The organism is Pseudomonas violetae (assembly GCF_023072615.1).
Classification (GTDB): Bacteria; Pseudomonadota; Gammaproteobacteria; order Pseudomonadales; family Pseudomonadaceae; genus Aquipseudomonas; species Aquipseudomonas violetae.
In genome coordinates, this window is sequence record NZ_JAKNRW010000002.1 from 318,997 (window position 1) to 338,287 (window position 19,291).

General features: G+C 59.3%; 18 protein-coding genes. 10 read left to right on the plus strand and 8 right to left on the minus strand.

Going from position 1 to position 19,291, the window contains the following annotated elements; genetic code table 11:
• Positions 1-37: 37 nt before the first annotated feature.
• Entirely contained in the window at positions 38-598 is a 561-nt protein-coding gene (locus L9059_RS03655) for an NADPH-dependent FMN reductase (RefSeq protein ID WP_247287746.1), read from the minus strand.
• 175 nt (positions 599-773) lie between these two features.
• Between L9059_RS03655 and L9059_RS03660 the strand changes: the two genes are divergently transcribed.
• Both L9059_RS03660 and L9059_RS03665 read left to right on the plus strand, forming a co-directional pair.
• Complete coding sequence (locus L9059_RS03660) at positions 774-1,034, plus strand: hypothetical protein (protein ID WP_247287748.1); 261 nt, start codon at positions 774-776, stop codon at positions 1,032-1,034.
• A gap of 88 nt (positions 1,035-1,122) precedes the next feature.
• Positions 1,123-2,016, plus strand: a complete 894-nt coding sequence (locus tag L9059_RS03665; protein WP_247287750.1) for a LysR substrate-binding domain-containing protein — start codon at positions 1,123-1,125, stop codon at positions 2,014-2,016.
• Here L9059_RS03665 and L9059_RS03670 read toward each other — a convergent pair.
• The 5 genes from L9059_RS03670 to L9059_RS03690 form a co-directional block, all read right to left on the minus strand.
• On the minus strand, positions 1,982-2,596 hold the full coding sequence (locus L9059_RS03670) for a GNAT family N-acetyltransferase (RefSeq protein ID WP_247287752.1): 615 nt from the start codon (positions 2,594-2,596) through the stop codon (positions 1,982-1,984). The two genes, L9059_RS03665 and L9059_RS03670, sit on opposite strands and share 35 nt — an antisense overlap.
• Positions 2,597-2,610: 14 nt before the next feature.
• The gene (locus L9059_RS03675) at positions 2,611-4,866 is read right to left on the minus strand and encodes an Orn/Lys/Arg family decarboxylase (protein WP_247287754.1); all 2,256 of its coding nucleotides are present in this window, start codon (positions 4,864-4,866) and stop codon (positions 2,611-2,613) included.
• Positions 4,867-5,059: 193 nt separating this feature from the next.
• On the minus strand, positions 5,060-5,818 hold the full coding sequence (dnaQ, locus tag L9059_RS03680) for a DNA polymerase III subunit epsilon (RefSeq protein WP_247287756.1): 759 nt from the start codon (positions 5,816-5,818) through the stop codon (positions 5,060-5,062).
• Between the two features lie 92 nt (positions 5,819-5,910).
• Positions 5,911-6,363 carry a ribonuclease HI gene (rnhA, locus tag L9059_RS03685; protein ID WP_247287758.1) on the minus strand — a complete coding sequence of 151 codons (453 nt, stop codon included), beginning with the start codon at positions 6,361-6,363 and terminating at the stop codon, positions 5,911-5,913.
• A gap of 92 nt (positions 6,364-6,455) precedes the next feature.
• Positions 6,456-7,214, minus strand: a complete 759-nt coding sequence (locus L9059_RS03690; RefSeq protein WP_247287766.1) for a class I SAM-dependent methyltransferase — start codon at positions 7,212-7,214, stop codon at positions 6,456-6,458.
• A gap of 65 nt (positions 7,215-7,279) precedes the next feature.
• Between L9059_RS03690 and gloB the strand changes: the two genes are divergently transcribed.
• The 8 genes from gloB to fabI all read left to right on the plus strand — a co-directional run bounded on the left by gloB (position 7,280) and on the right by fabI (position 17,936).
• Positions 7,280-8,047, plus strand: coding sequence for a hydroxyacylglutathione hydrolase (gene gloB, locus L9059_RS03695; RefSeq protein ID WP_247287768.1), 768 nt, complete (start codon positions 7,280-7,282; stop codon positions 8,045-8,047).
• A 99-nt stretch (positions 8,048-8,146) separates the two neighbouring features.
• Entirely contained in the window at positions 8,147-9,577 is a 1,431-nt protein-coding gene (locus L9059_RS03700; RefSeq protein ID WP_247287770.1) for a transglycosylase SLT domain-containing protein, read from the plus strand.
• A gap of 163 nt (positions 9,578-9,740) precedes the next feature.
• A complete protein-coding gene (locus tag L9059_RS03705) occupies positions 9,741-11,573 on the plus strand; it encodes an extracellular solute-binding protein (RefSeq protein ID WP_247287773.1) in 1,833 nt (610 codons plus the stop codon).
• The gene (locus tag L9059_RS03710) at positions 11,570-13,411 is read left to right on the plus strand and encodes an extracellular solute-binding protein (protein WP_247287774.1); all 1,842 of its coding nucleotides are present in this window, start codon (positions 11,570-11,572) and stop codon (positions 13,409-13,411) included. Before L9059_RS03705 ends, L9059_RS03710 begins: the two co-directional genes overlap by 4 nt.
• 4 nt (positions 13,412-13,415) lie before the next feature.
• Positions 13,416-14,489 (plus strand): microcin C ABC transporter permease YejB, encoded by a 1,074-nt coding sequence (locus L9059_RS03715; protein WP_247287784.1) that lies wholly within the window; start codon positions 13,416-13,418, stop codon positions 14,487-14,489.
• A 1-nt stretch (position 14,490) separates the two neighbouring features.
• Positions 14,491-15,510, plus strand: a complete 1,020-nt coding sequence (locus L9059_RS03720; RefSeq protein ID WP_247287786.1) for an ABC transporter permease — start codon at positions 14,491-14,493, stop codon at positions 15,508-15,510.
• 1 nt (position 15,511) lies between these two features.
• On the plus strand, positions 15,512-17,122 hold the full coding sequence (locus L9059_RS03725) for an ABC transporter ATP-binding protein (RefSeq protein WP_247287788.1): 1,611 nt from the start codon (positions 15,512-15,514) through the stop codon (positions 17,120-17,122).
• A gap of 19 nt (positions 17,123-17,141) precedes the next feature.
• Positions 17,142-17,936: an enoyl-ACP reductase FabI gene (gene fabI, locus L9059_RS03730; RefSeq protein WP_008152082.1), complete on the plus strand. Its 795-nt coding sequence runs from the start codon at positions 17,142-17,144 to the stop codon at positions 17,934-17,936.
• 87 nt (positions 17,937-18,023) lie between these two features.
• On the opposite strand, the gene L9059_RS03735 is transcribed toward fabI, so the two are convergent.
• Positions 18,024-18,638, minus strand: coding sequence for a GGDEF domain-containing protein (locus tag L9059_RS03735; protein WP_247287790.1), 615 nt, complete (start codon positions 18,636-18,638; stop codon positions 18,024-18,026).
• Positions 18,639-18,712: 74 nt separating this feature from the next.
• Positions 18,713-19,291 (minus strand): hypothetical protein, encoded by a 579-nt coding sequence (locus L9059_RS03740; protein ID WP_247287792.1) that lies wholly within the window; start codon positions 19,289-19,291, stop codon positions 18,713-18,715.

The window sequence follows — 19,291 nt, forward strand, 5'->3', positions numbered from 1 at the left end:
TCCCGAAGACTGCTCCTATCCCATTAACTGCCGCTCATCAGACCTTCTTGTGCTGCTCCACCCACCGCCCATAAGCATCAATGAATTTCTGCAAAAACGGCTTCACCGACTCGGACAACCTGCCCGCCTCATCAAACGCCGACCCCGCCCCACTCAGGTACGCTTCCGGTTGCTGCATAATTGGCACGTCAAGAAACACCATGGACTGACGCAAGTGATGATTGGCACCAAATCCACCGATCGCCCCCGGCGACACGCTGATCACCGCACCAGGCTTGCCACTCCAGGCGCTTTGGCCGTAAGGACGCGAACCCACGTCAATCGCGTTTTTCAATGGAGCCGGTACGGAACGGTTGTATTCCGGAGTGACGAACAGCACCGCGTCGGATGAACTCACGTGTTGTCGGAAAGTACTGTAGGCTGCCGGCGGTGATCCACCATCAATGTCTTCGTTGTAAAGCGCCAGGTCGCCGATTTCGACGATTTCCAGCTTGAGATTCGCCGGAGCCAGATCAGCCAGGGCCAGTGCAACCTTGCGATTGATCGATTCCTTTCTCAAGCTGCCGACCACGACAGCGACCGAATAGACATTGCTCATGGAAGATTCTCGACTGTTCAACGGAAAGAACTTGTAGTTATAGATGACGATTCATCCAAGGCGCGACCGAAAATTCGCCCCCGTGACTATTTTTTTCTTGCAAGAAAACTTACTTCACCCAAGCACGGTCTACACACCGCGAATTGAGTGATTTATCTCCAGAGGTTCTAAGCAGATGGCAGCAGTACTTGTCGGTCAGTTCCATGCAAGAGATGCGGAAGGCCGCGTCTATTCAGTGCATGAGTTCCAGGAATCCACCCCGTCGGCAGACGGCCTCACCGGCTCCGTGCCTGTCACCACCTACAAGCTGGCCATCGGCGATCGCGTCAAAAAGCTCGATGACAACCAGTTTCTCCTGGTGCAGTCGGACGTGACCATTGTTCGCGAGCCGGACACTTACGTCGGTAGTCTGCCGGAAACGAACGTCGCCTCATAACCTGCCGTTATGAGCAGAAGTCAGATGCGCGGACATGGGTTAGGATTCAGCCACTGAATCCTTAAACTGCCGAACATGGACTTCACGCATGCGTTTACGTCATATCGAAGTCATCCAGGCGCTGTTGCAGACCGGTCATCTAGGCACTGCGGCCGAATGGCTGCAGTTGCCAGTGGCCGAGGTCGAAAGCACCCTGCGCGACGCCGAGGAACAGTTGGGCTTCATGCTGTTTTCCAGCGTGCGTGGCCGCCTGCATGCCACGCGTGAAGCGCGGGAGTTGCAGATTGAAATTGCCCACGTGTATGAAGCGCTTGAACCAGTCCAGCGACTGGCCAGCAGCCTCAAGCAGTATCAGGCCCCCCCACTGCGAATCATCTGCACTGCGCCTCTGGCGCACAAGCTATTGCCGCACAGCATTGCCGCCCTGCGCCGCCGCCTACCCGACACTCCTTGTACACTCCTGACTCAGCCGACCCGCGACATCGTCAAGAGCCTGCTCCTGCGCGAAGCCGACCTGGGCCTGAGCCTGCACGACCCGGACCATGGCGATATCGATTGCCAGACGATCGCCCAAGGCAAGATCCAGCTGCTGGCACCCCATGGCTGGCTGCAACCCAAGCAGAAATACATCTCACTGCAGGACCTGGCAGGCCAGTCGATGATAGGCCTGGAGGATCATGACCCGCTGAGCCCGACGCTGGAGAACAAACTGCACGCCCTGCGCCCGGCACCAGTCATACATACCCGGGTGCAGACGCACCAGATGATGCGCAGCATGGTCGAAGCGGGGGAAGGCCTGGCACTGGTTGATCCATTCACCGCCCTGGGTGCCAGGACCGCCGAACTGGACGCCTGCCCGCTGGCACCTGCGGTACCGATCAGCCTGTATGCCCTGAGCCTGAAGAACGCCGAGCCATCACCGGCAGCTCAGGCCCTGCTGGATATCATCACGGAACAAGCCGCGGCGATGTTGGCGAACTGAGCGGCATGACCAAAGGATCATCAAACAGTCGATACCAGAACAAAGCCACCTCGGCAGTGTTGGGGTCGATGCCACGATAGCGCAGGTAATCGATCCCTCCGACCACGTACCCGCAGCGTTCGTAGAGTCGACAGGCGCCAAGGTTGTTGTTCTGGGTTTCGAGCATGATGCCTGGCAGTTTCTTTTTTCTCGTCCAGAATTGCGCTATATCCAGCAGGGCCTTGGCCACCCCGTGGCGGCGCGCCGGTGCGTGCACCGCCAGTTCGTCGATATGGGCGAAACCGTTCCAGTTGGTACTGACCACCAGGTGGCCCACAGGCTCATCGTCCAGGTAAGCCATGAACACCGCGCTGTCGGCCGCATCGCGAAAACTGCTGAACTCTTCAGGGTCTATTCCGTAGCACTTTCGATACGGCGTGATTGGCGTCACGCACCACTGGCCCACTGGCTTGCCGATTTCGGCGGCAACATAAGCCGTGACTTCGAAACTGAAATCGCTGCCCCAGATATAGGCGGCAAATCCATTGTCGGCGACTCGTATCGACAGCCCTGGGTATTTCGGATTCATAACCGGTTGCATACTGGGAAAGGTCCTCATTCCTTGATGCAATCGACGGTGTAGTGCCGTCCACTGCCCTCATCTTCGTGTTGCAAGCCATGCACATCGGCGACAAAGCCCGGGAAGCTGCTGTCGAATGTGCGGGCAAATGCCAGGTAATCGATGATCGAACGGGTGGCGTCGGTAAAACGCTCGCCAGGCATGATCAGCGGAATTCCCGGCGGATAGGGTACCAGCATCACGGCAGCGATCCGCCCATCCAGGGCATCGATCGACACCGCTTCAACGTCGCCGCGCACCAGGTGATCATAGGCGTCAGACGGCTTCATGGCGATTTGTGGCAGTACCGTGTACATGCGCTTGAGATGTTTGGCCGTGGCGTTGCTGCGGTAGCAGGCGTGCAACTGGTCGCACAGGTCACGCAACCCCATGCCCCGATAGCGGCCGACATCCTCTTGCGCTACGCATGGCAGGCAGCTCGCCAAACTGACGTTGGCATCGTAGCTGCGCTTGAACTCCAGTAATTCAGTGAGCAAGGTGCTCCATTTGCCCTTGGTAATACCCATGGAAAACAGCACAAGGAATGAATACAGCCCGGTCTTTTCCACCACCAGGCCGCGCTCCCAGAGGAATTTGCTGACCACCGCCGCCGGAATCCCGCGCTCGCTCAAGGCACCTCCCGCCGTGAGACCGGGCATCACCAGGGTGACCTTGATCGGGTCGAGCAGTACGTAATCGTCGGTCACTCCGCCAAATCCGTGCCAGTCGGCCTCTGGCTGCAGCAACCAGTCTTCGGTGACTACCTGCTTGATGCCTTCCACTGACGGCGGCTGCCAGATCGAAAACCACCAATCATCGGCGGCGATGTGCTGGCGCAGATTGGCCAGGGCGCGCCGAAAACTCAGGGCCTCATCGAACATTTCCTGCAGCAAAGACCGACCCGACGGCCCTTCCATCATCGCCGACGCGACATCCAGCGAGGCAATGATGCTGTACTGCGGCGAAGTGGAGATATGCATCATAAAGGCTTCATTGAAGCGGTCACGGTCCAGTTGGCGGGCGCCGCCATCCTGCACATGAATCATTGAGGCCTGGCTGAAGGCCGCCAGCAGCTTATGGGTGGAATGGGTGGTGAATACCAGCGGGCTGTCCTCGCTGCGCGAGGTTCCCATGCCGTAGCGTCCGGCGAAGAACTCGTGGAAGGCTGCATAGGCGTACCAGGCCTCGTCAAAATGCAACACCTCGACGCTGTTGCCCAAGCTCTGCTTGATCAGTTCGGCGTTGTAGCAAAGGCCGTCGTAGGTCGAATTGGTCACCACCGCAAGTTTGACCTTGGGCGCCCGCCCTTTGGTCAAAGGACTGGCATCGATCTTCGCCTGAATCGTTTCGCGGCTGAATTCGCTCAAGGGAATCGGGCCGATAATGCCCAGCTCATTGCGTTCCGGGCACAGGTACAGCGGAATGGCTCCGGTCATGATGATCGAATGCAGTACCGACTTGTGACAGTTACGGTCCACCAGTACCAGGTCATCCCGTGCGACCATCGAATGCCAGACGATCTTGTTGGCGGTGGACGTGCCGTTGATGACGAAGAAGGTGTGATCGGCACCGAAGTTACGTGCTGCACGCGCCTCGGCTTCAGCCAAGGGGCCGGTGTGGTCCAGCAGGGAACCCAGCTCGGGCACCGACACCGACAGGTCCGAACGCAGGGTGTTTTCCCCAAAAAACTGATGAAACGCCTGCCCTACCGGACTTTTGTGATAGGCCACGCCACCGCCATGCCCTGGGGTATGCCACGAATAATTGGAGTCGGCCGTATGCTGCACCAGCGCCTTGAAGAACGGAGGCAACAGACCATCAAGGTATTTGCGAGCCGCACGGGCTACCTGGCGGGCCAGGAATGGCACGGTGTCTTCGAACAGATACAAAATGCCACGGAGCTGGTTGAGCTCGGCCATGGCATCGGCCGGGGCGTTTTCCAGGGTCACCTGTTCACCGAGGGCAAAGATTGGCAGATCCGGCGCTCGAATCCGGGCGAGCCCGATCAGTTCGGCCATATTCTGTAACAAATGTGAATTGGCGCTGGCGTCCTCACTGGCGATCAACATGCAGGAAAGACCGTGATGGGTCGAGGCGACCAGGCGCCCCTCGACGTAGTCCATCGCCGAGACAATGCTGAAGCCTTCCTGCTCCAACTCCCGGGCGATGCCGCGCACCCGATCACCCGCGACGGTGTCGGCCTTGATGTCGCGATGAACGATCAGTACCGGGAATTTCAAGTCTTTATACATGGGGCTCAGAATCCTGAGGCGGCAGGCCTGGGCCTGCCAATCTCCTCAGGGTAGAGGGTTGGAGCGGATGTGGCGAGTGGGAATGCCCTGAAATGGGTCATTGGGTCGGGGATCATCGGAGATCAAAAGATCGCAGCCTCGTTTCTCTCGACAGCGCCTACGGAGTGAAACGAGGCTGCGATCTTTCCCGGATCTACGCCGAAGCCTCGGCCTCAACCATCTGCTGCCACAACGAAGGAGCCCCGGCCGCCTTTGCTATCGCTTCCAACCGCGCAACGTGCTGGGCCAGATCGTCCTCGCTGGCGCGGATGATTCGGGTTCGCGGACGATCGACCGGCAGGCGGCGTATTTCGGTAGCCGAATTATCTGCGCCTTCACCCGAACCATTGCCATCGGAGGCGTTACCGGCCAGGGACAAGCTGGTCTGGCCACCTGTCATGGTCAGGTAGACGTCCGCCAGGATCTCGGAGTCGAGCAAGGCGCCGTGCAGCTCACGGCCCGAGTTGTCGACGCCATAGCGCTTGCACAGGGCATCCAGGCTGTTGCGCTGTCCCGGGTGACGCCCCCGGGCCATCATCAGGGTGTCGAGAATCGAGCAATGTTTCGTGATGTCTGCGCGATCGTGCTGGCCCATCAGGGCGAATTCGTTGTTGATGAAGCCAACGTCGAACGCCGCGTTATGGATGATCAGTTGCGCGCCCTTGATGAATTCGAAGAACTCATCGGCCACTTCATTGAAGCGCGGCTTGCCCACCAGAAATTCGTTGGTGATACCGTGGACGCCAATGGCGCCTTCGTCACTCTCGCGATCAGGTTGCAGATAGACGTGGAAATGCCGGCCGGTCAGGCGCCGACCGAGCAACTCGACACAGCCGATTTCGATAATCCGGTGGCCATCGGTCACCGGCATGCCGGTGGTTTCGGTATCGAGTACAACGGATCTGGTTGCCATCAGTGCTCAGCTCTCAACGGGTCGATCTTGAAAAAGCGCGAATGTTAACACGCTGGCGGATTCCATAGAGAACACGGGAAGGTGCAGCGCTTTTAAGCTTGTTTGTAGCCGCGCACTTCATCGACACCACGGTTGGCCAACTGGTCCGCCCGCTCGTTGCCATGATGGCCGATGTGCCCACGTACCCATTTCCAGGTGACATTGTGGCGATTGACCTGCTCATCCAGCAGCTTCCACAGGTCGGCGTTTTTTACCGGTTCTTTAGCCGCCGTCTTCCAGCCCCGCTTTTTCCAGTTGTCCATCCATTCGTTGATGCCTTTCATCACATACTGCGAGTCGGTCACCAGCAGCACGTCGCAGGCGCGCTTCAGTTCTTCAAGGCCACGGATCGCCCCCATCAACTCCATGCGATTGTTGGTGGTGTTGGCTTCGCCACCCCAGAGTTCCTTTTCAACGCCCTTGCACACCAGCAATGCACCCCAGCCGCCTGGGCCCGGATTGCCCTTACAGGCGCCGTCGGTGAAGAGTTCTACGCTATCGCTCATGCCAACCTTTCCAGAAAAATGCCGTGGCTCGCCGATCCGTGATCGACGATGCCCGAGGCCGGGGTTGACCCGACCGGGAATAAAGGAGTGTGTTACGGTTCGATGCGGCGACGGTTGACCTTGGCCATCGGCAACGGAATCAACTTGCCCATGGGCTCGCGGCGCTCCTGGCGCAGGGGGCGCAAACCGACCACGATCTTGCGTGCCACCAGTAAATAGAAGCCGCCACCGGATAATTGCCAGTCACCGGCCTTGCGTTCCCAACCGGCAAGACGGGTCTGCCATGCCGGGGAAGCAAGCGGCGGACGATAGCACCCGAAGCGACGTTTCTCCAGCGCAAAACCCAGCAGGTTCAACCAGTCTCCAACCCGCGAAGGCGATATGCAGCGGGCCTTGCGCAAGCCGTCATGGGCGAACACATGCCGCAAACCCCAAGTGCTCCAGGGGTTGATGCCGATGATCAGCAGATGCCCCCCCGGCCGCACGCTGCTGGCGGCCTCACGCAATAAACCGTGAGGCGACAGGCAGAAATCCAGCCCATGCTGCAGCACCACCACGTCGGCGGCATGTTCACTCAATGGCCAGGCCTGCTCCTCGCAGACGATCTCCACCCCTGGCAGCGGCGCGCCCAGGCGTACATTGCGCTGCACTTGCGGAGCCGATGGAGGCGTTTCAGCCGACGGGCCGTAGTGCACCAGGTACCCACCAAAGAAGCGCGCCAGCTCGTCTTCGAGCATGCGCCGCTCTTCATCAAGGAGAAATTGCCCAATCGGGCCTGACAGCCATTCACGGGCTGCGCTGATCAAATCCAGCCAGTCAGGATCAGCCTGAGCGAACGCTTTATCGGTCATTGCATTCTCCAACGCGCCAGGAAGTTCTAAGATGCGCCAATGTTTTCCGCTTGGCGAATCCGACGATGATACAGATCAGTGCCCTGCCTGCCTTTACCGACAACTACATCTGGTTGTTACAAGACCACAGTACCCAGCGGTGCGCCGTGGTCGACCCCGGTGACGCCGCGCCCGTAGAGGCCTGGCTTGCGGCCCGTCCGGGCTGGGTGTTGAGCGATATCCTGATCACCCATCACCACCATGATCACGTCGGCGGCGTGGAAATACTCAAGAGAGCGACAGACGCGACTGTCTACGGCCCCGCCAGCGAACACATTCCGGCGCGTGACGTGGCGCTCAAGGACAACGACCGGATCAGCGTGCTGGGCTGGGAGTTCGATGTATTTGCCGTTCCGGGCCATACTCTGGGGCACATTGCCTTCTACCATCATGGCCTTCTGTTCTGCGGCGACACCCTGTTTGCTGCCGGATGCGGGCGTCTGTTCGAGGGCACGCCGCAGCAAATGTATACCTCCCTGACCCGGCTTGCAGCCCTTCCCGAGGATACGCTGGTGTATTGCACCCATGAATATACCCTGAGCAATCTGCGGTTCGCCGTGGCAGTCGAGCCCGGCAATTCTGACACTGTCGAACGCCTGGCCAAAGTCAGGCAAATGCGCGAAGCCGGGATCATGACGCTGCCCTCGACATTGGCCCTGGAAAAGCTCACCAACCCCTTCTTGCGTGCCGGCGAAACATCTATTAAACAAAAAGTGGACGAACGGAGCGGCACCGACAACAGCAGTCCGAGTGCGGTCTTTGCTGCCCTGCGTGCCTGGAAAGACAAGTTCTAGGGAGGCTGCTCGGCGGCACAGAAATTCTGAATGGTTGACCTCGGGGGGTGTGCTTTCTAGAATCGCCCGACATTTTTGCCCGGAACTTACTTCCAGCCAATGTCGTCATCTATTCGTAAGTCCATCAATTCAGACGCATTGACCCGCCTGGCTCAAGCCATCGCGGTGGCTGTGTCCGCCACCCTGGCGGGCTGTTCAAGCCATATGCCGCAAACCGAAGCGACACACACCCCCAACATCGCCGCTCGAGCCAAGCAGAAGCCTGTCTGGCTCAGCGAAAAACCTGTTCCGCAAATACCGCAGGACGTCTGGGAGCGCATGCGCCAGGGCTTCCAGCTGCAGGACAGCCTGGGAGTGAACCCGCGCATCGAGCAACAGCGCCTGTGGTTCGCGAGCAATCCGTCGTTCCTTGAAAATGCCGGCGAACGCGGCAGCCTCTACATTCATTACATCGTCGAACGCCTGGAAGAACGCAACATGCCGCTGGAACTGGCGCTGTTGCCAGTGATCGAGAGCGCCTATAACCCGATGGCCTATTCCCGGGCTAACGCGGTGGGGCTTTGGCAGTTCATTCCCTCCACCGGGCGTTACTTCAACCTGCGCCAGACCCAGTTCTACGATGGGCGCCGCGATATCACCGCTTCGACCACCGCAGCGATGGACTACCTGACCCGCCTGCACGACATGTTCAATGGCGACTGGCTGCTGGCCCTGGCGGCCTATAATGCAGGCGAAGGCACAGTCAGCCGAGCGATCGAGCGCAACGAGAAGCTGGGCCTGCCAACCGATTACTGGAACCTGCCACTGCCGGCCGAAACCCAGGCGTACGTGCCCAAGCTACTCGCGCTGTCGCAGGTGGTACTGACACCTGAAGCCTACGGGGTGAACCTCAACCCGATCGCCAACGAACCGTACTTCCAGGTCGTCGAGATCAACCAGCGCATGGACCTGTCCAAGGTCGCTGCAGTGGCCAACATCGATGAAGACGAGCTGTTCCAGCTCAACCCGGCGTTCAAGCAGCGCACCACCCTCGACGGCCCCCAGCATTTGCTGGTACCCACTTCGAAGGCGCAATTGCTGACCACCAGTCTGTCGACCATGCGCCCTGAAGAGCTGATCAGCAAGCGGCCGCTCAAGCCGGTGTTCGAGGGTGCCAACACACCCGCCATTGCTGGCGCAAAGCGTTCCTACCGGGTCAAGCGCGGCGATAACCTGGGCACCATTGCCCGGGCCCATAACGTCCAGGTCAAGGACCTGCAGCACTGGAACAAACTGACCGGCCAGAACCTCAAGGTCGGCCAGACGCTGGTCATGCGGGACACCACCAAGCGCAGCGCCGGACGCGTCAGCACGGTAGTCGCCGCCAACACCAAGAAGCAGCAGACCAAGTACAAGGTCAAGCAAGGGGACTCGCTGTACATGGTCGCCAAGCGCTTCAACGTCGAGATGCAGCACCTCAAACGCTGGAACCCACGCGTCGGTCAGGCGCTCAAGCCTGGTCAGATGCTGACGGTCTACTCGCCGCACTAAAAACAGCCCCTGAATTCAGGGGCTTTTTTTGCCTGCTACTCTGAGGTCAACTGTGGCGCCCTATCAACAACAAATTGCGCATTAACTCCTATCTTTTTCCTGCCCGGACAAGCTGTTACTGTACGGCCCTTAAAGCCCAAGCCGCCTGGATCGGATCTCTGACTTGAAGCGTCCCCTCCTACTGCTCCTGATCAGCCTGGCCTTGAGCTCCCCCGCAAGCGCAACGATCAGCGAAAGCCATGGTTATGCGCAGTTCGGCACGCTCAAGTACCCGGCCAGATTTACCCACTTCGACTGGGTCAACCCGCAAGCGCCCAAGGGCGGTACATTGCGGGTGATGGCATTCGGCACCTTCGATACGCTGAACCCATACACTTTCAAGGGTTCGAGCCCGGTTTCCACCCCTAATTTCCTGCAATACGGCATCAATGAACTCAACGAGCCCCTGATGGTGGGCACAGGCCAATACGCGCCGTCTGGCGATGAGCCCACGTCCAGCTACGGGCTGATCGCGCAAACGGTGGAGTACAGCGAAGACCGCAGCTGGGTCGTGTTCAACCTGCGTCCAGAGGCGAAATTCCATGACGGCACGCCGATCACCGCCTACGACGTCGCATTTTCCTATCGCCTGTTGCTCAAGGAAGGGCATCCGCAATACCGCACCAACCTTCAGGAAGTGCTGCGGGTCGACATTCTCAACCCCCATCGCATCCGATTTGTCTTCAAGCGCGCCGGCAACCCTCTGTTGATCATGCGCCTGGGCGAGTTACCGGTATTGCCCCAGCATTACTGGAAAGGTCGCGACTTCAAGGCCACCACGTTCGAACCGCCCCTGGGCAGCGGGCCCTACCGCATTACCTCAGTTACGCCCGGACGGCAGATAGTTTTCGAGCGGGTCAAGGATTACTGGGGCAAGGATCTGCCGGTCAATCGCGGCAAGTACAATGTCGATCGGATGGAAGTCGAGTTCTACCGCGACAGCGACGTCGCCTTCGAAGCCTTCAAGGCCGGGGAATTCGACATCTACATCGAGCACCAGGCGAAAAACTGGGACAACGGCTATCGGTTCCCGGCTGTCGGGCGCGGCGAGGTGATCAAAGCGCAGATCCCGCACCAGATTCCGACCCAGAGCCAGGGTCTGTTCATGAACACCCGTCGCGCCACCTTTGCCGACCCCAAGGTCAGGGAAGCGCTGGGGCTGATGTTTGACTTCGAGTGGACCAACCGCACGCTGTTCAGTGGCGCTTACAAACGCACCATGAGCTATTACCCCAACAGCGAGTTCTCTGCCACCGGGGTTCCAGTCGGGCACGAATGGCTGATGCTCAAGCCCTATCGCGAACAGCTGCCGGCCAAGCTCTTCACCGAACCCTTCAGCCTGCCGCAGACCGATGGTCGCGGCATTCCCCGGCAGACTCTGCGCAATGCCTTGGGACTGCTCGCCGAAGCAGGCTGGAAACTCAATGGCCAGCGCCTGCAAAATGCCGCAGGCCAGCCGTTGCGCCTGGAAATCCTGCTGGTCAACCCCAACCTGGAACGCATTCTTCAGCCCTACGTCGAGAACCTCGCGAGCATCGGCGTCGATGCGCGGCTGCGTACGGTCGATCGTGCCCAATACAAGCAACGCCTCGATCAATTCGACTTCGACATGATCCTGATGACCCTCAACCAGACGCTCAGCCCCGGACTGGAGCAATGGCAGTACTTCCACTCCAGCCAGGTGGCGGTCAAGGGCAGCAAGAATTACGCAGGTATCGCCAGCCCTGTAGTTGACCATCTGCTAGACGAGTTGCTGGCCGCCAAGACCCGTGATGAGCAGGTGGCCGCCGGCAAGGCCCTGGATCGTGTGCTGCTGTGGCAGCACTACATTATTCCCAACTGGTACCTCAATTATCACCGCCTGGCCTACCGCAACCGGTTTGCCTTTTTCACCACGCCACCCTATACCCTGGGCTTGAGTGCGTGGTGGCTGAAATCTTCGGAGAAGGATCGATGACACCTGTACGTGCCCTGCTGTTGCAGGTCAGCGGCCTGATGTTCGCCGGGCTGGCCTGCGCCGCTCCGCAACACGCGCTGACCCTGTACAACGAACCGCCAAAATACCCGGCTGATTTCAAGCATTTCGATTACGTGAACCCGGACGCACCCAAAGGCGGAACCTTCCGCCAGGCAGGGTTTGGCGGCTTCGACAGCCTTAACCCGTTTATCAGCAAGGGCGTGCCCGCCGACGACGTCGGCATGATCTACGACACCCTGGCCAAACAAGGCCTGGACGAAGCGTTCACCGAGTACGGCCTGGTCGCCGGCAAGATCGAGAAAGCCCCCGACAACAGCTGGGTACGTTTCTACCTACGCCCGCAAGCGCGGTTCCACGACGGTCACCCGATCCATGCCGAGGACGTCATCTTCAGTTACGACATGTTGACCAAGCAAGGCGCGCCACTCTATCGCGGCTATTACAGCGACGTCGCCGAAGTCGTCGCCGAAGACCCGCTGACCGTGCTGTTCAAGTTCAAGCACAGCAACAACCGCGAACTGCCGCTGATCCTTGGCCAACTGCCGGTACTGCCAAAACACTGGTGGGCAGACCGAGACTTCAACAAGGGCAACCTGGAAATCCCCCTCGGCAGCGGCCCCTACCGGGTCAGCGAAGTAAAGGCCGGGCGCTCGGTGCGGTACGAGCGGGTAAAGGATTACTGGGGCAAGGACCTGCCGGTCAACCGCGGGTTTTATAACTTCGACGTGATGACCACCGACTACTACCGCGACAACACCGTCGCCCTGGAAGCCCTCAAAGCGGGCCAGTTCGATTACTGGCTGGAGATGACTGCAAAAAACTGGGCCAATGCCTACAAAGTTCCGGCGGTCACCGAGGGCCGGCTGATCAAAGAACAGATCCCCAACGGCAACCCGACCGGCATGCAAGGCTTTGTGTTCAACCTGCGACGCCCGGTGTTTCAGGATGTTCGCGTGCGCCACGCACTGAGCCTGCTGCTGGACTTTGAGTGGACTAACAAGCAATTATTCAATGGCGCCTACGTGCGCACCCGCAGTTATTTTGAAAACTCGGAAATGGCTGCCACGGGGCTGCCGGATGCCGACCAGTTGGCGATCCTTGATCCTTTCCGCGGCAAGATTCCCGAGCAGGTGTTCAGCGAGGCTTTCCAGAACCCGCTTACCGACGCCAGCGGCATGATTCGCACCCAGCAACGCCAGGCCTATCAAATGCTGCTGGAGGCCGGCTGGCGCATCGTCGACGATAAGATGGTCGACGCCAACGGCAAACCTGTGACCATTGAATTCCTGCTGGCCCAGACTGAATTCGAGCGGGTGCTGCTGCCGTTCAAGCGCAACCTCAGCGATCTCGGGATCGACCTGGTGATCCGAAGGGTCGACGTCTCGCAGTACATCAACCGAGTGCGCTCACGAGACTTCGACATGATCGTCGGCGGCTTCCCGCAGTCCAACTCGCCGGGCAATGAACAACGGGAGTTCTGGATGTCTGACGCCGCGGACAAGCCCGGCAGCCGTAATTCCATGGGCCTCAAGGATCCGGTGGTCGACCAGTTGGTCGAGCAATTGATCAACGCCGATTCGCGCAAAAGCCTGGTGGCCCACGCCCGAGCGCTGGACCGCGTGCTGCAATGGGGGTATTACGTCATCCCCAACTGGCACATCAAGACCTGGCGCGTGGCTTACTGGAACCATATCGGTCATCCGAAAATCTCACCTACCTACGATGTCGGCATCAACACCTGGTGGATCAAGCCGGATGCAAAACCGGCAATAGAGGTCGAAACCAAACTGCAAACCGACGCTACGGGCACGGAGTAATCAGATGCTGGCGTACATTTTTCGGCGACTGCTGCTGATCATCCCGACCTTGCTGGGCATTTTGCTGATCAACTTCGTGATTATCCAGGCCGCGCCCGGTGGGCCGGTAGAGCAGATGATCGCCAAGCTCGAAGGCTTCGAAGGCGCCACCAGCCGCATTGCTGGCGGCGGCGCCGAGGTTTCGGTGGCCGGCTCCGCCTATCGCGGCGCCCAGGGCCTGGACCCGGCGCTGGTCAAGGAAATCGAGCACATGTACGGCTTCGACAAGTCGGCGCCGGAACGCTTGTGGATCATGATCAAGAACTACGCGAAGCTCGATTTCGGCGACAGTTTCTTTCGCGACGCCAAGGTCATCGACCTCATCAAGGAAAAAATGCCGGTTTCCATCTCCCTCGGGTTGTGGAGCACCCTGATCATGTACCTGGTGTCGATCCCGCTGGGGATCGCCAAGGCCACGCGACACGGCAGCCATTTCGACGTCTGGACCAGCTCGTTGATCATCGTCGGTTACGCAATCCCGGCCTTCCTGTTCGCGATCCTGCTGATCGTGGTATTCGCCGGCGGCAGTTACTTTGACTGGTTCCCACTGAGAGGCCTGACGTCCAACAACTTCGATGAACTGACCACCGGCGGCAAGATCCTCGATTACTTCTGGCATTTGGCCCTGCCGGTGACGGCACTGGTGATCGGCAACTTCGCGACCATGACCCTACTGACCAAGAACAGCTTTCTCGACGAAATCAACAAACAGTATGTGGTGACGGCCAAGGCCAAGGGGCTGACCAACCACCGCGTGCTCTACGGGCATGTATTCCGTAACGCCATGCTGCTGGTGATCGCCGGCTTCCCGTCGGCGTTCATCGGGATTTTTTTCACTGGCTCGCTGCTGGTGGAGGTGATCTTTTCGCTCGACGGACTGGGTCTGATGAGCTTCGAGGCAGCCATCAACCGCGATTATCCGGTGGTGTTCGGCACGTTATTCATCTTCACCCTGTTGGGGTTGGTGGTGAAACTGATCGGCGACCTCACCTACACCTTTGTCGATCCGCGTATCGACTTCGAAAGCCGGGAGCATTGAGATGAACCTATCCCCGCTCAATCGCCGGCGATTCGAACTGTTCAAGGCCAACAAGCGTGGCTGGTGGTCGCTGTGGCTGTTCCTCGTGCTATTCGGTTTGAGCCTGGGCGCCGAATTGATCGCCAACGACAAACCGCTGGTGGTGCATTATGACGACGGCTGGTATTTCCCGGCGCTCAAGCGCTACCCGGAAACCACCTTCGGCGGTGAATTCCCACTGGAAGCCAACTACAAGAGCCCGTATATCCGCGAACTGCTCAAGGCCAAGGATGCTTGGGTGCTGTGGGCGCCGATACCCTACAGCTATCAAAGCATCAACTATGACCTGAAAGTTCCGGCACCGGCACCGCCTTCAGCTGACAACCTGCTAGGCACTGATGACCAGGGCCGCGACGTGCTGGCCCGGGTGATCTACGGATTTCGTATCTCCGTACTGTTTGCCCTGACCCTGACCATTCTCAGCTCGATCATCGGCGTGATTGCCGGGGCTTTGCAGGGTTTCTATGGTGGTTGGGTGGATCTGGCCGGGCAGCGTTTCCTGGAAATCTGGTCCGGACTGCCGGTGCTGTACCTGCTAATCATCCTCGCCAGCTTTGTCCAGCCGAACTTCTGGTGGCTGCTGGGGATCATGCTGCTGTTCTCCTGGATGAGCCTGGTGGACGTGGTGCGCGCCGAGTTCCTGCGCGGACGCAACCTCGAATATGTGCGCGCAGCTCGGGCGCTGGGCATGCAGAATGGTGCGATCATGTTCCGCCATATCCTGCCCAACGCCATGGTCTCGACCATGACCTTCATGCCCTTCATCCTGACCGGCGCCATCGGCACCCTCACGGCCCTCGACTTCCTGGGCTTCGGGCTTCCGCCTGGCGCGCCATCGCTGGGCGAACTGGTAGCCCAAGGCAAGTCCAACCTGCAGGCGCCCTGGCTTGGCATGAGCGCATTTGCGGTGCTGGCGATAATGTTGAGTTTGCTGGTGTTCATCGGCGAGTCCGCTCGCGATGCCTTCGACCCGAGGAAGTGAAATGAATCAGGACAATCTGATCGAAGTGCGCGACCTGGCCGTGGAGTTTGTCGTCGGCGAACGCGTGCAGCGGGTAGTCGAAGGCGTCAGCTTCGACATCAAGCGCGGCGAGACCCTGGCGCTGGTGGGCGAAAGCGGTTCGGGCAAATCGGTCACCGCCCACTCGATCCTGCGGCTACTGCCCTACCCGCTCGCCCGGCATCCGTCCGGGACCATCGAATTCTCGGGCCAGGACCTGCTGAGCCTGAAAGAGAAGACCATCCGGCATATCCGCGGCAACCGGATTGCGATGATTTTCCAGGAGCCGATGACCTCGCTTAATCCGCTGCACTCCATCGAAAAGCAGATCAACGAGGTGCTTGGCATCCATAAAGGGCTGGTTGGCAAGATCGCCACCCAACGCACCCTGGAACTGTTGGAGATGGTCGGCATCCCGGAACCGCACAAGCGCCTCAAGGCCCTGCCCCACGAATTGTCCGGCGGTCAGCGCCAGCGGGTGATGATCGCCATGGCCCTGGCCAACGAGCCGGAGCTGCTGATCGCCGACGAACCGACCACCGCTCTGGACGTGACGGTGCAGCTGAAAATCCTCGAATTGCTCAAGGAATTGCAGGCCCGCCTGGGCATGGCGCTGTTACTGATCAGTCACGATTTGAACCTGGTGCGAAGAATTGCACACCGAGTATGTGTCATGCAGCGCGGTTGCATCGTCGAACAGGCATCGTGCGAAGAGTTGTTCCGCGCGCCGCAGCATCCGTACACTCGGGAACTGCTGGCGGCGGAGCCCAGCGGGACGCCTGCCACCAATGTAGTCGGGCCGCCGCTGCTGCAGGTCGAGGACCTGAAAGTCTGGTTCCCGATCAAGAAAGGTTTGATGAAAAAGACCGTCGACCATATCAAGGCGGTCGATGGGATCAATTTCAGCCTGCCCCAGGGTCAGACGCTGGGAATTGTTGGAGAAAGCGGCTCCGGCAAATCGACTCTGGGCCTGGCGATTTTGCGGCTGATTGGTAGCAAAGGTGCGATCCGTTTTGAAGGCAACCAGCTAGACTGCCTGACGCAGCAACAGGTTAGACCGCTGCGGCGGGAGATGCAGGTAGTATTCCAGGACCCATTTGGCAGCCTCAGCCCACGGATGTGCGTGAGCCAGATCGTCGGCGAAGGCCTGCGGATCCACAAGATGGGTAGCGAGGCGGAACAGGAACAAGCGATTATTGCGGCATTGAAGGAGGTAGGCCTGGATCCGGACACCCGGCACCGCTACCCCCACGAATTTTCCGGTGGGCAGCGGCAGCGAATCGCCATTGCCCGGGCATTGGTGCTCAAACCGGCGTTGATCCTGCTGGACGAGCCGACTTCGGCCCTCGACCGCACCGTGCAACGCCAGGTGGTGGACCTTTTGCGCTCACTGCAAACCAAGTACAACCTGACGTATCTGTTTATCAGCCATGACCTGGCTGTCGTCAAAGCGCTGAGCCACCAGTTGATGGTGGTCAAGCATGGCCAAGTGGTCGAACAGGGAGACGCGCAAAGTATCTTTGCCGCTCCCCAACATCCGTATACACAGCAGTTGCTGGAAGCCGCTTTCCTGGCTCCAGCCACTGCGCAATAACCTGAAAGAGGAGCAACACATGGGTTTTCTCGCCGGTAAGCGCGTACTGATCGTCGGTGTCGCCAGCAAGCTGTCCATCGCATCCGGCATCGCTGCCGCCATGCATCGCGAGGGCGCTGAGCTTGCCTTCACTTATCAGAACGACAAACTCAAAGGTCGTGTCGAAGAGTTCGCACAAAGCTGGGGTTCCAACCCGGATCTGTGCTTCCCGTGCGACGTGGCCAGCGATGAAGAAATTGCCAAGGTCTTCGTTGAGCTGGGCAAGAAGTGGGATGGTCTGGACTGCATCGTGCACTCCGTGGGTTTCGCACCGGGCGACCAACTGGACGGCGACTTCACCGAAGCCACCACCCGTGAAGGTTTCCGCATCGCCCATGACATCAGCGCCTACAGCTTCGTGGCTCTGGCCAAGGCCGGTCGCGAAATGATGAAAGGCCGCAATGGCAGCCTGCTGACTCTGTCGTACCTGGGCGCCGAGCGCACCATGCCGAACTACAACGTGATGGGCATGGCCAAGGCTTCCCTGGAAGCCGGCGTGCGTTACCTGGCCGGTTCCCTGGGCCCCGACGGTACCCGCGTTAACTGCGTATCGGCAGGCCCGATCCGCACTCTCGCCGCTTCCGGCATCAAGAACTTCCGCAAGATGCTGGCCGCCAACGAAGCGCAAACCCCACTGCGTCGCAACGTCACCATCGATGAAGTTGGCAACGCCGGCGCCTTCCTGTGCTCGGACCTGGCGTCCGGCATCAGCGGTGAAATCATGTATGTAGATGGTGGTTTCAACACTACTGCGATGGGTAGCCTGGAAGAGTAACTTTCGGTTAGCCAATGAAAACCCGCTGATTATGGCGGGTTTTTTATGCCTCGAATTCAGTTGCGCCGCCGCGCATCGTGCCAACCTTTAGAAGCGCACCGCCCCCTGATGCCGCGCAAAATCCACCGCAGTCATAAGCCCCTCCACCGTCTTGTGCACGACAGGGTCAAACTCCATCTGTTCGATGCTGAAGCAAATATCGTAACCGCGATGGGCCGTGGCGATACGTTCATTGAGCATTTCCTGCAGACGAGCACGGATGCCGGCCTCTTCCACAGCGGTAGAGCCGGTCAGTAACACGGCGAATTCATCGCCGCCAACCCGACCGACCACATCACTTTCACGAAAGGCGACGCGCAGCACGTCGGCGAAGGTTTTCAACGCCTTGTCGCCTTCAACTCGGCCGTAGGTTTCGTTTATCTGCCTGAAGTACTCCAAGTCGAAATACAGCAGGCTCACAGGCTTTTCCAACTGCTCACAGGCGTCCAGCCACAGTTGGGCCAGAACCATGAAACCATGCAGGTTCGTTAGCAGCGTCAACTCGTCCATGCTAGCCATTTGCACCGCCGTGAGTGGTTGCTCGAACTCGCGTGCCAGCTCGCGCATCCGTTCGCGGTCCTGTACGGCAATATCAAGGACCTTGCGCCCACGCCTAACCTCTACGATGGACCCGGTTTTACCCGGTTTGCCTGAAGCAACCATCAGTCACTCCGTTGAAGAGTATGTACATTAGAGCCGCCCTCGCCCGGTTCGACTAACTATTTAGTGACCGTTGGTCAGATGCCCTGAACCGGGCATGGCCCTCCCGCATCAGCCCACAGTTTGAACTGGGTGACGAAAATATCGTGCGGTACCTGCACGGGTGACCGGCCGGCTCCTGGATTCCAGCCCCACAGCACCAGCTTGTCGTCGCTGACATGCTTGATCAGCGCGGCGAAATCACGATCACCGTTGGCGGAACGATCCTTGATCATTGCGCACAGTTTGTCCGCTGGCAGGCCGATCCAGGCCATCTTATGGGCGGCTGGCGGCAGGCTCCAATGAGGCGCGCCGGGTGGTGCATGGGGGCCGTAGCTGGCGGGTGGATTGGACTCGGCGTGACACGTGGCGCAAGGCAGGCCAGCGGCCCCCTTGCCGTCCAGGCCGCGCACGACGTTCATTGCATGGGGAGTGCCAGCGTCGAATTGCAGCGGCGAATCCCCTGGGATGTGGCAGTTCTGGCAGCGCGGGTTCTGGAAGACTTTCTGTACGGTCTCGAAAGCCTTGAGCGCTTCCTTGTCATCGGCAAACAGATCCTCGGCGTAGGCCACCAGGCCAATAAGGATCACTGCGCCCAGCACCAGATGTCGTTTCAT

Excerpts from the sequence above, each read along its gene's own strand:
- L9059_RS03675 (WP_247287754.1), bottom strand. The coding sequence starts at position 4,866 with ATGTATAAAGACTTGAAATTCCCGGTACTGATCGTTCATCGCGACATC.
- L9059_RS03720 (WP_247287786.1), top strand. The coding sequence starts at position 14,491 with ATGAACCTATCCCCGCTCAATCGCCGGCGATTCGAACTGTTCAAGGCC.
- L9059_RS03740 (WP_247287792.1), bottom strand. The coding sequence starts at position 19,291 with ATGAAACGACATCTGGTGCTGGGCGCAGTGATCCTTATTGGCCTGGTG.
- fabI (WP_008152082.1), top strand. The coding sequence starts at position 17,142 with ATGGGTTTTCTCGCCGGTAAGCGCGTACTGATCGTCGGTGTCGCCAGC.
- dnaQ (WP_247287756.1), bottom strand. The coding sequence starts at position 5,818 with ATGGCAACCAGATCCGTTGTACTCGATACCGAAACCACCGGCATGCCG.
- L9059_RS03735 (WP_247287790.1), bottom strand. The coding sequence starts at position 18,638 with ATGGTTGCTTCAGGCAAACCGGGTAAAACCGGGTCCATCGTAGAGGTT.
- L9059_RS03660 (WP_247287748.1), top strand. The coding sequence starts at position 774 with ATGGCAGCAGTACTTGTCGGTCAGTTCCATGCAAGAGATGCGGAAGGC.
- L9059_RS03700 (WP_247287770.1), top strand. The coding sequence starts at position 8,147 with ATGTCGTCATCTATTCGTAAGTCCATCAATTCAGACGCATTGACCCGC.
- L9059_RS03715 (WP_247287784.1), top strand. The coding sequence starts at position 13,416 with ATGCTGGCGTACATTTTTCGGCGACTGCTGCTGATCATCCCGACCTTG.
- L9059_RS03710 (WP_247287774.1), top strand. The coding sequence starts at position 11,570 with ATGACACCTGTACGTGCCCTGCTGTTGCAGGTCAGCGGCCTGATGTTC.
- L9059_RS03665 (WP_247287750.1), top strand. The coding sequence starts at position 1,123 with ATGCGTTTACGTCATATCGAAGTCATCCAGGCGCTGTTGCAGACCGGT.
- rnhA (WP_247287758.1), bottom strand. The coding sequence starts at position 6,363 with ATGAGCGATAGCGTAGAACTCTTCACCGACGGCGCCTGTAAGGGCAAT.
- L9059_RS03690 (WP_247287766.1), bottom strand. The coding sequence starts at position 7,214 with ATGACCGATAAAGCGTTCGCTCAGGCTGATCCTGACTGGCTGGATTTG.
- L9059_RS03725 (WP_247287788.1), top strand. The coding sequence starts at position 15,512 with ATGAATCAGGACAATCTGATCGAAGTGCGCGACCTGGCCGTGGAGTTT.
- L9059_RS03655 (WP_247287746.1), bottom strand. The coding sequence starts at position 598 with ATGAGCAATGTCTATTCGGTCGCTGTCGTGGTCGGCAGCTTGAGAAAG.
- gloB (WP_247287768.1), top strand. The coding sequence starts at position 7,280 with ATGATACAGATCAGTGCCCTGCCTGCCTTTACCGACAACTACATCTGG.
- L9059_RS03670 (WP_247287752.1), bottom strand. The coding sequence starts at position 2,596 with ATGCAACCGGTTATGAATCCGAAATACCCAGGGCTGTCGATACGAGTC.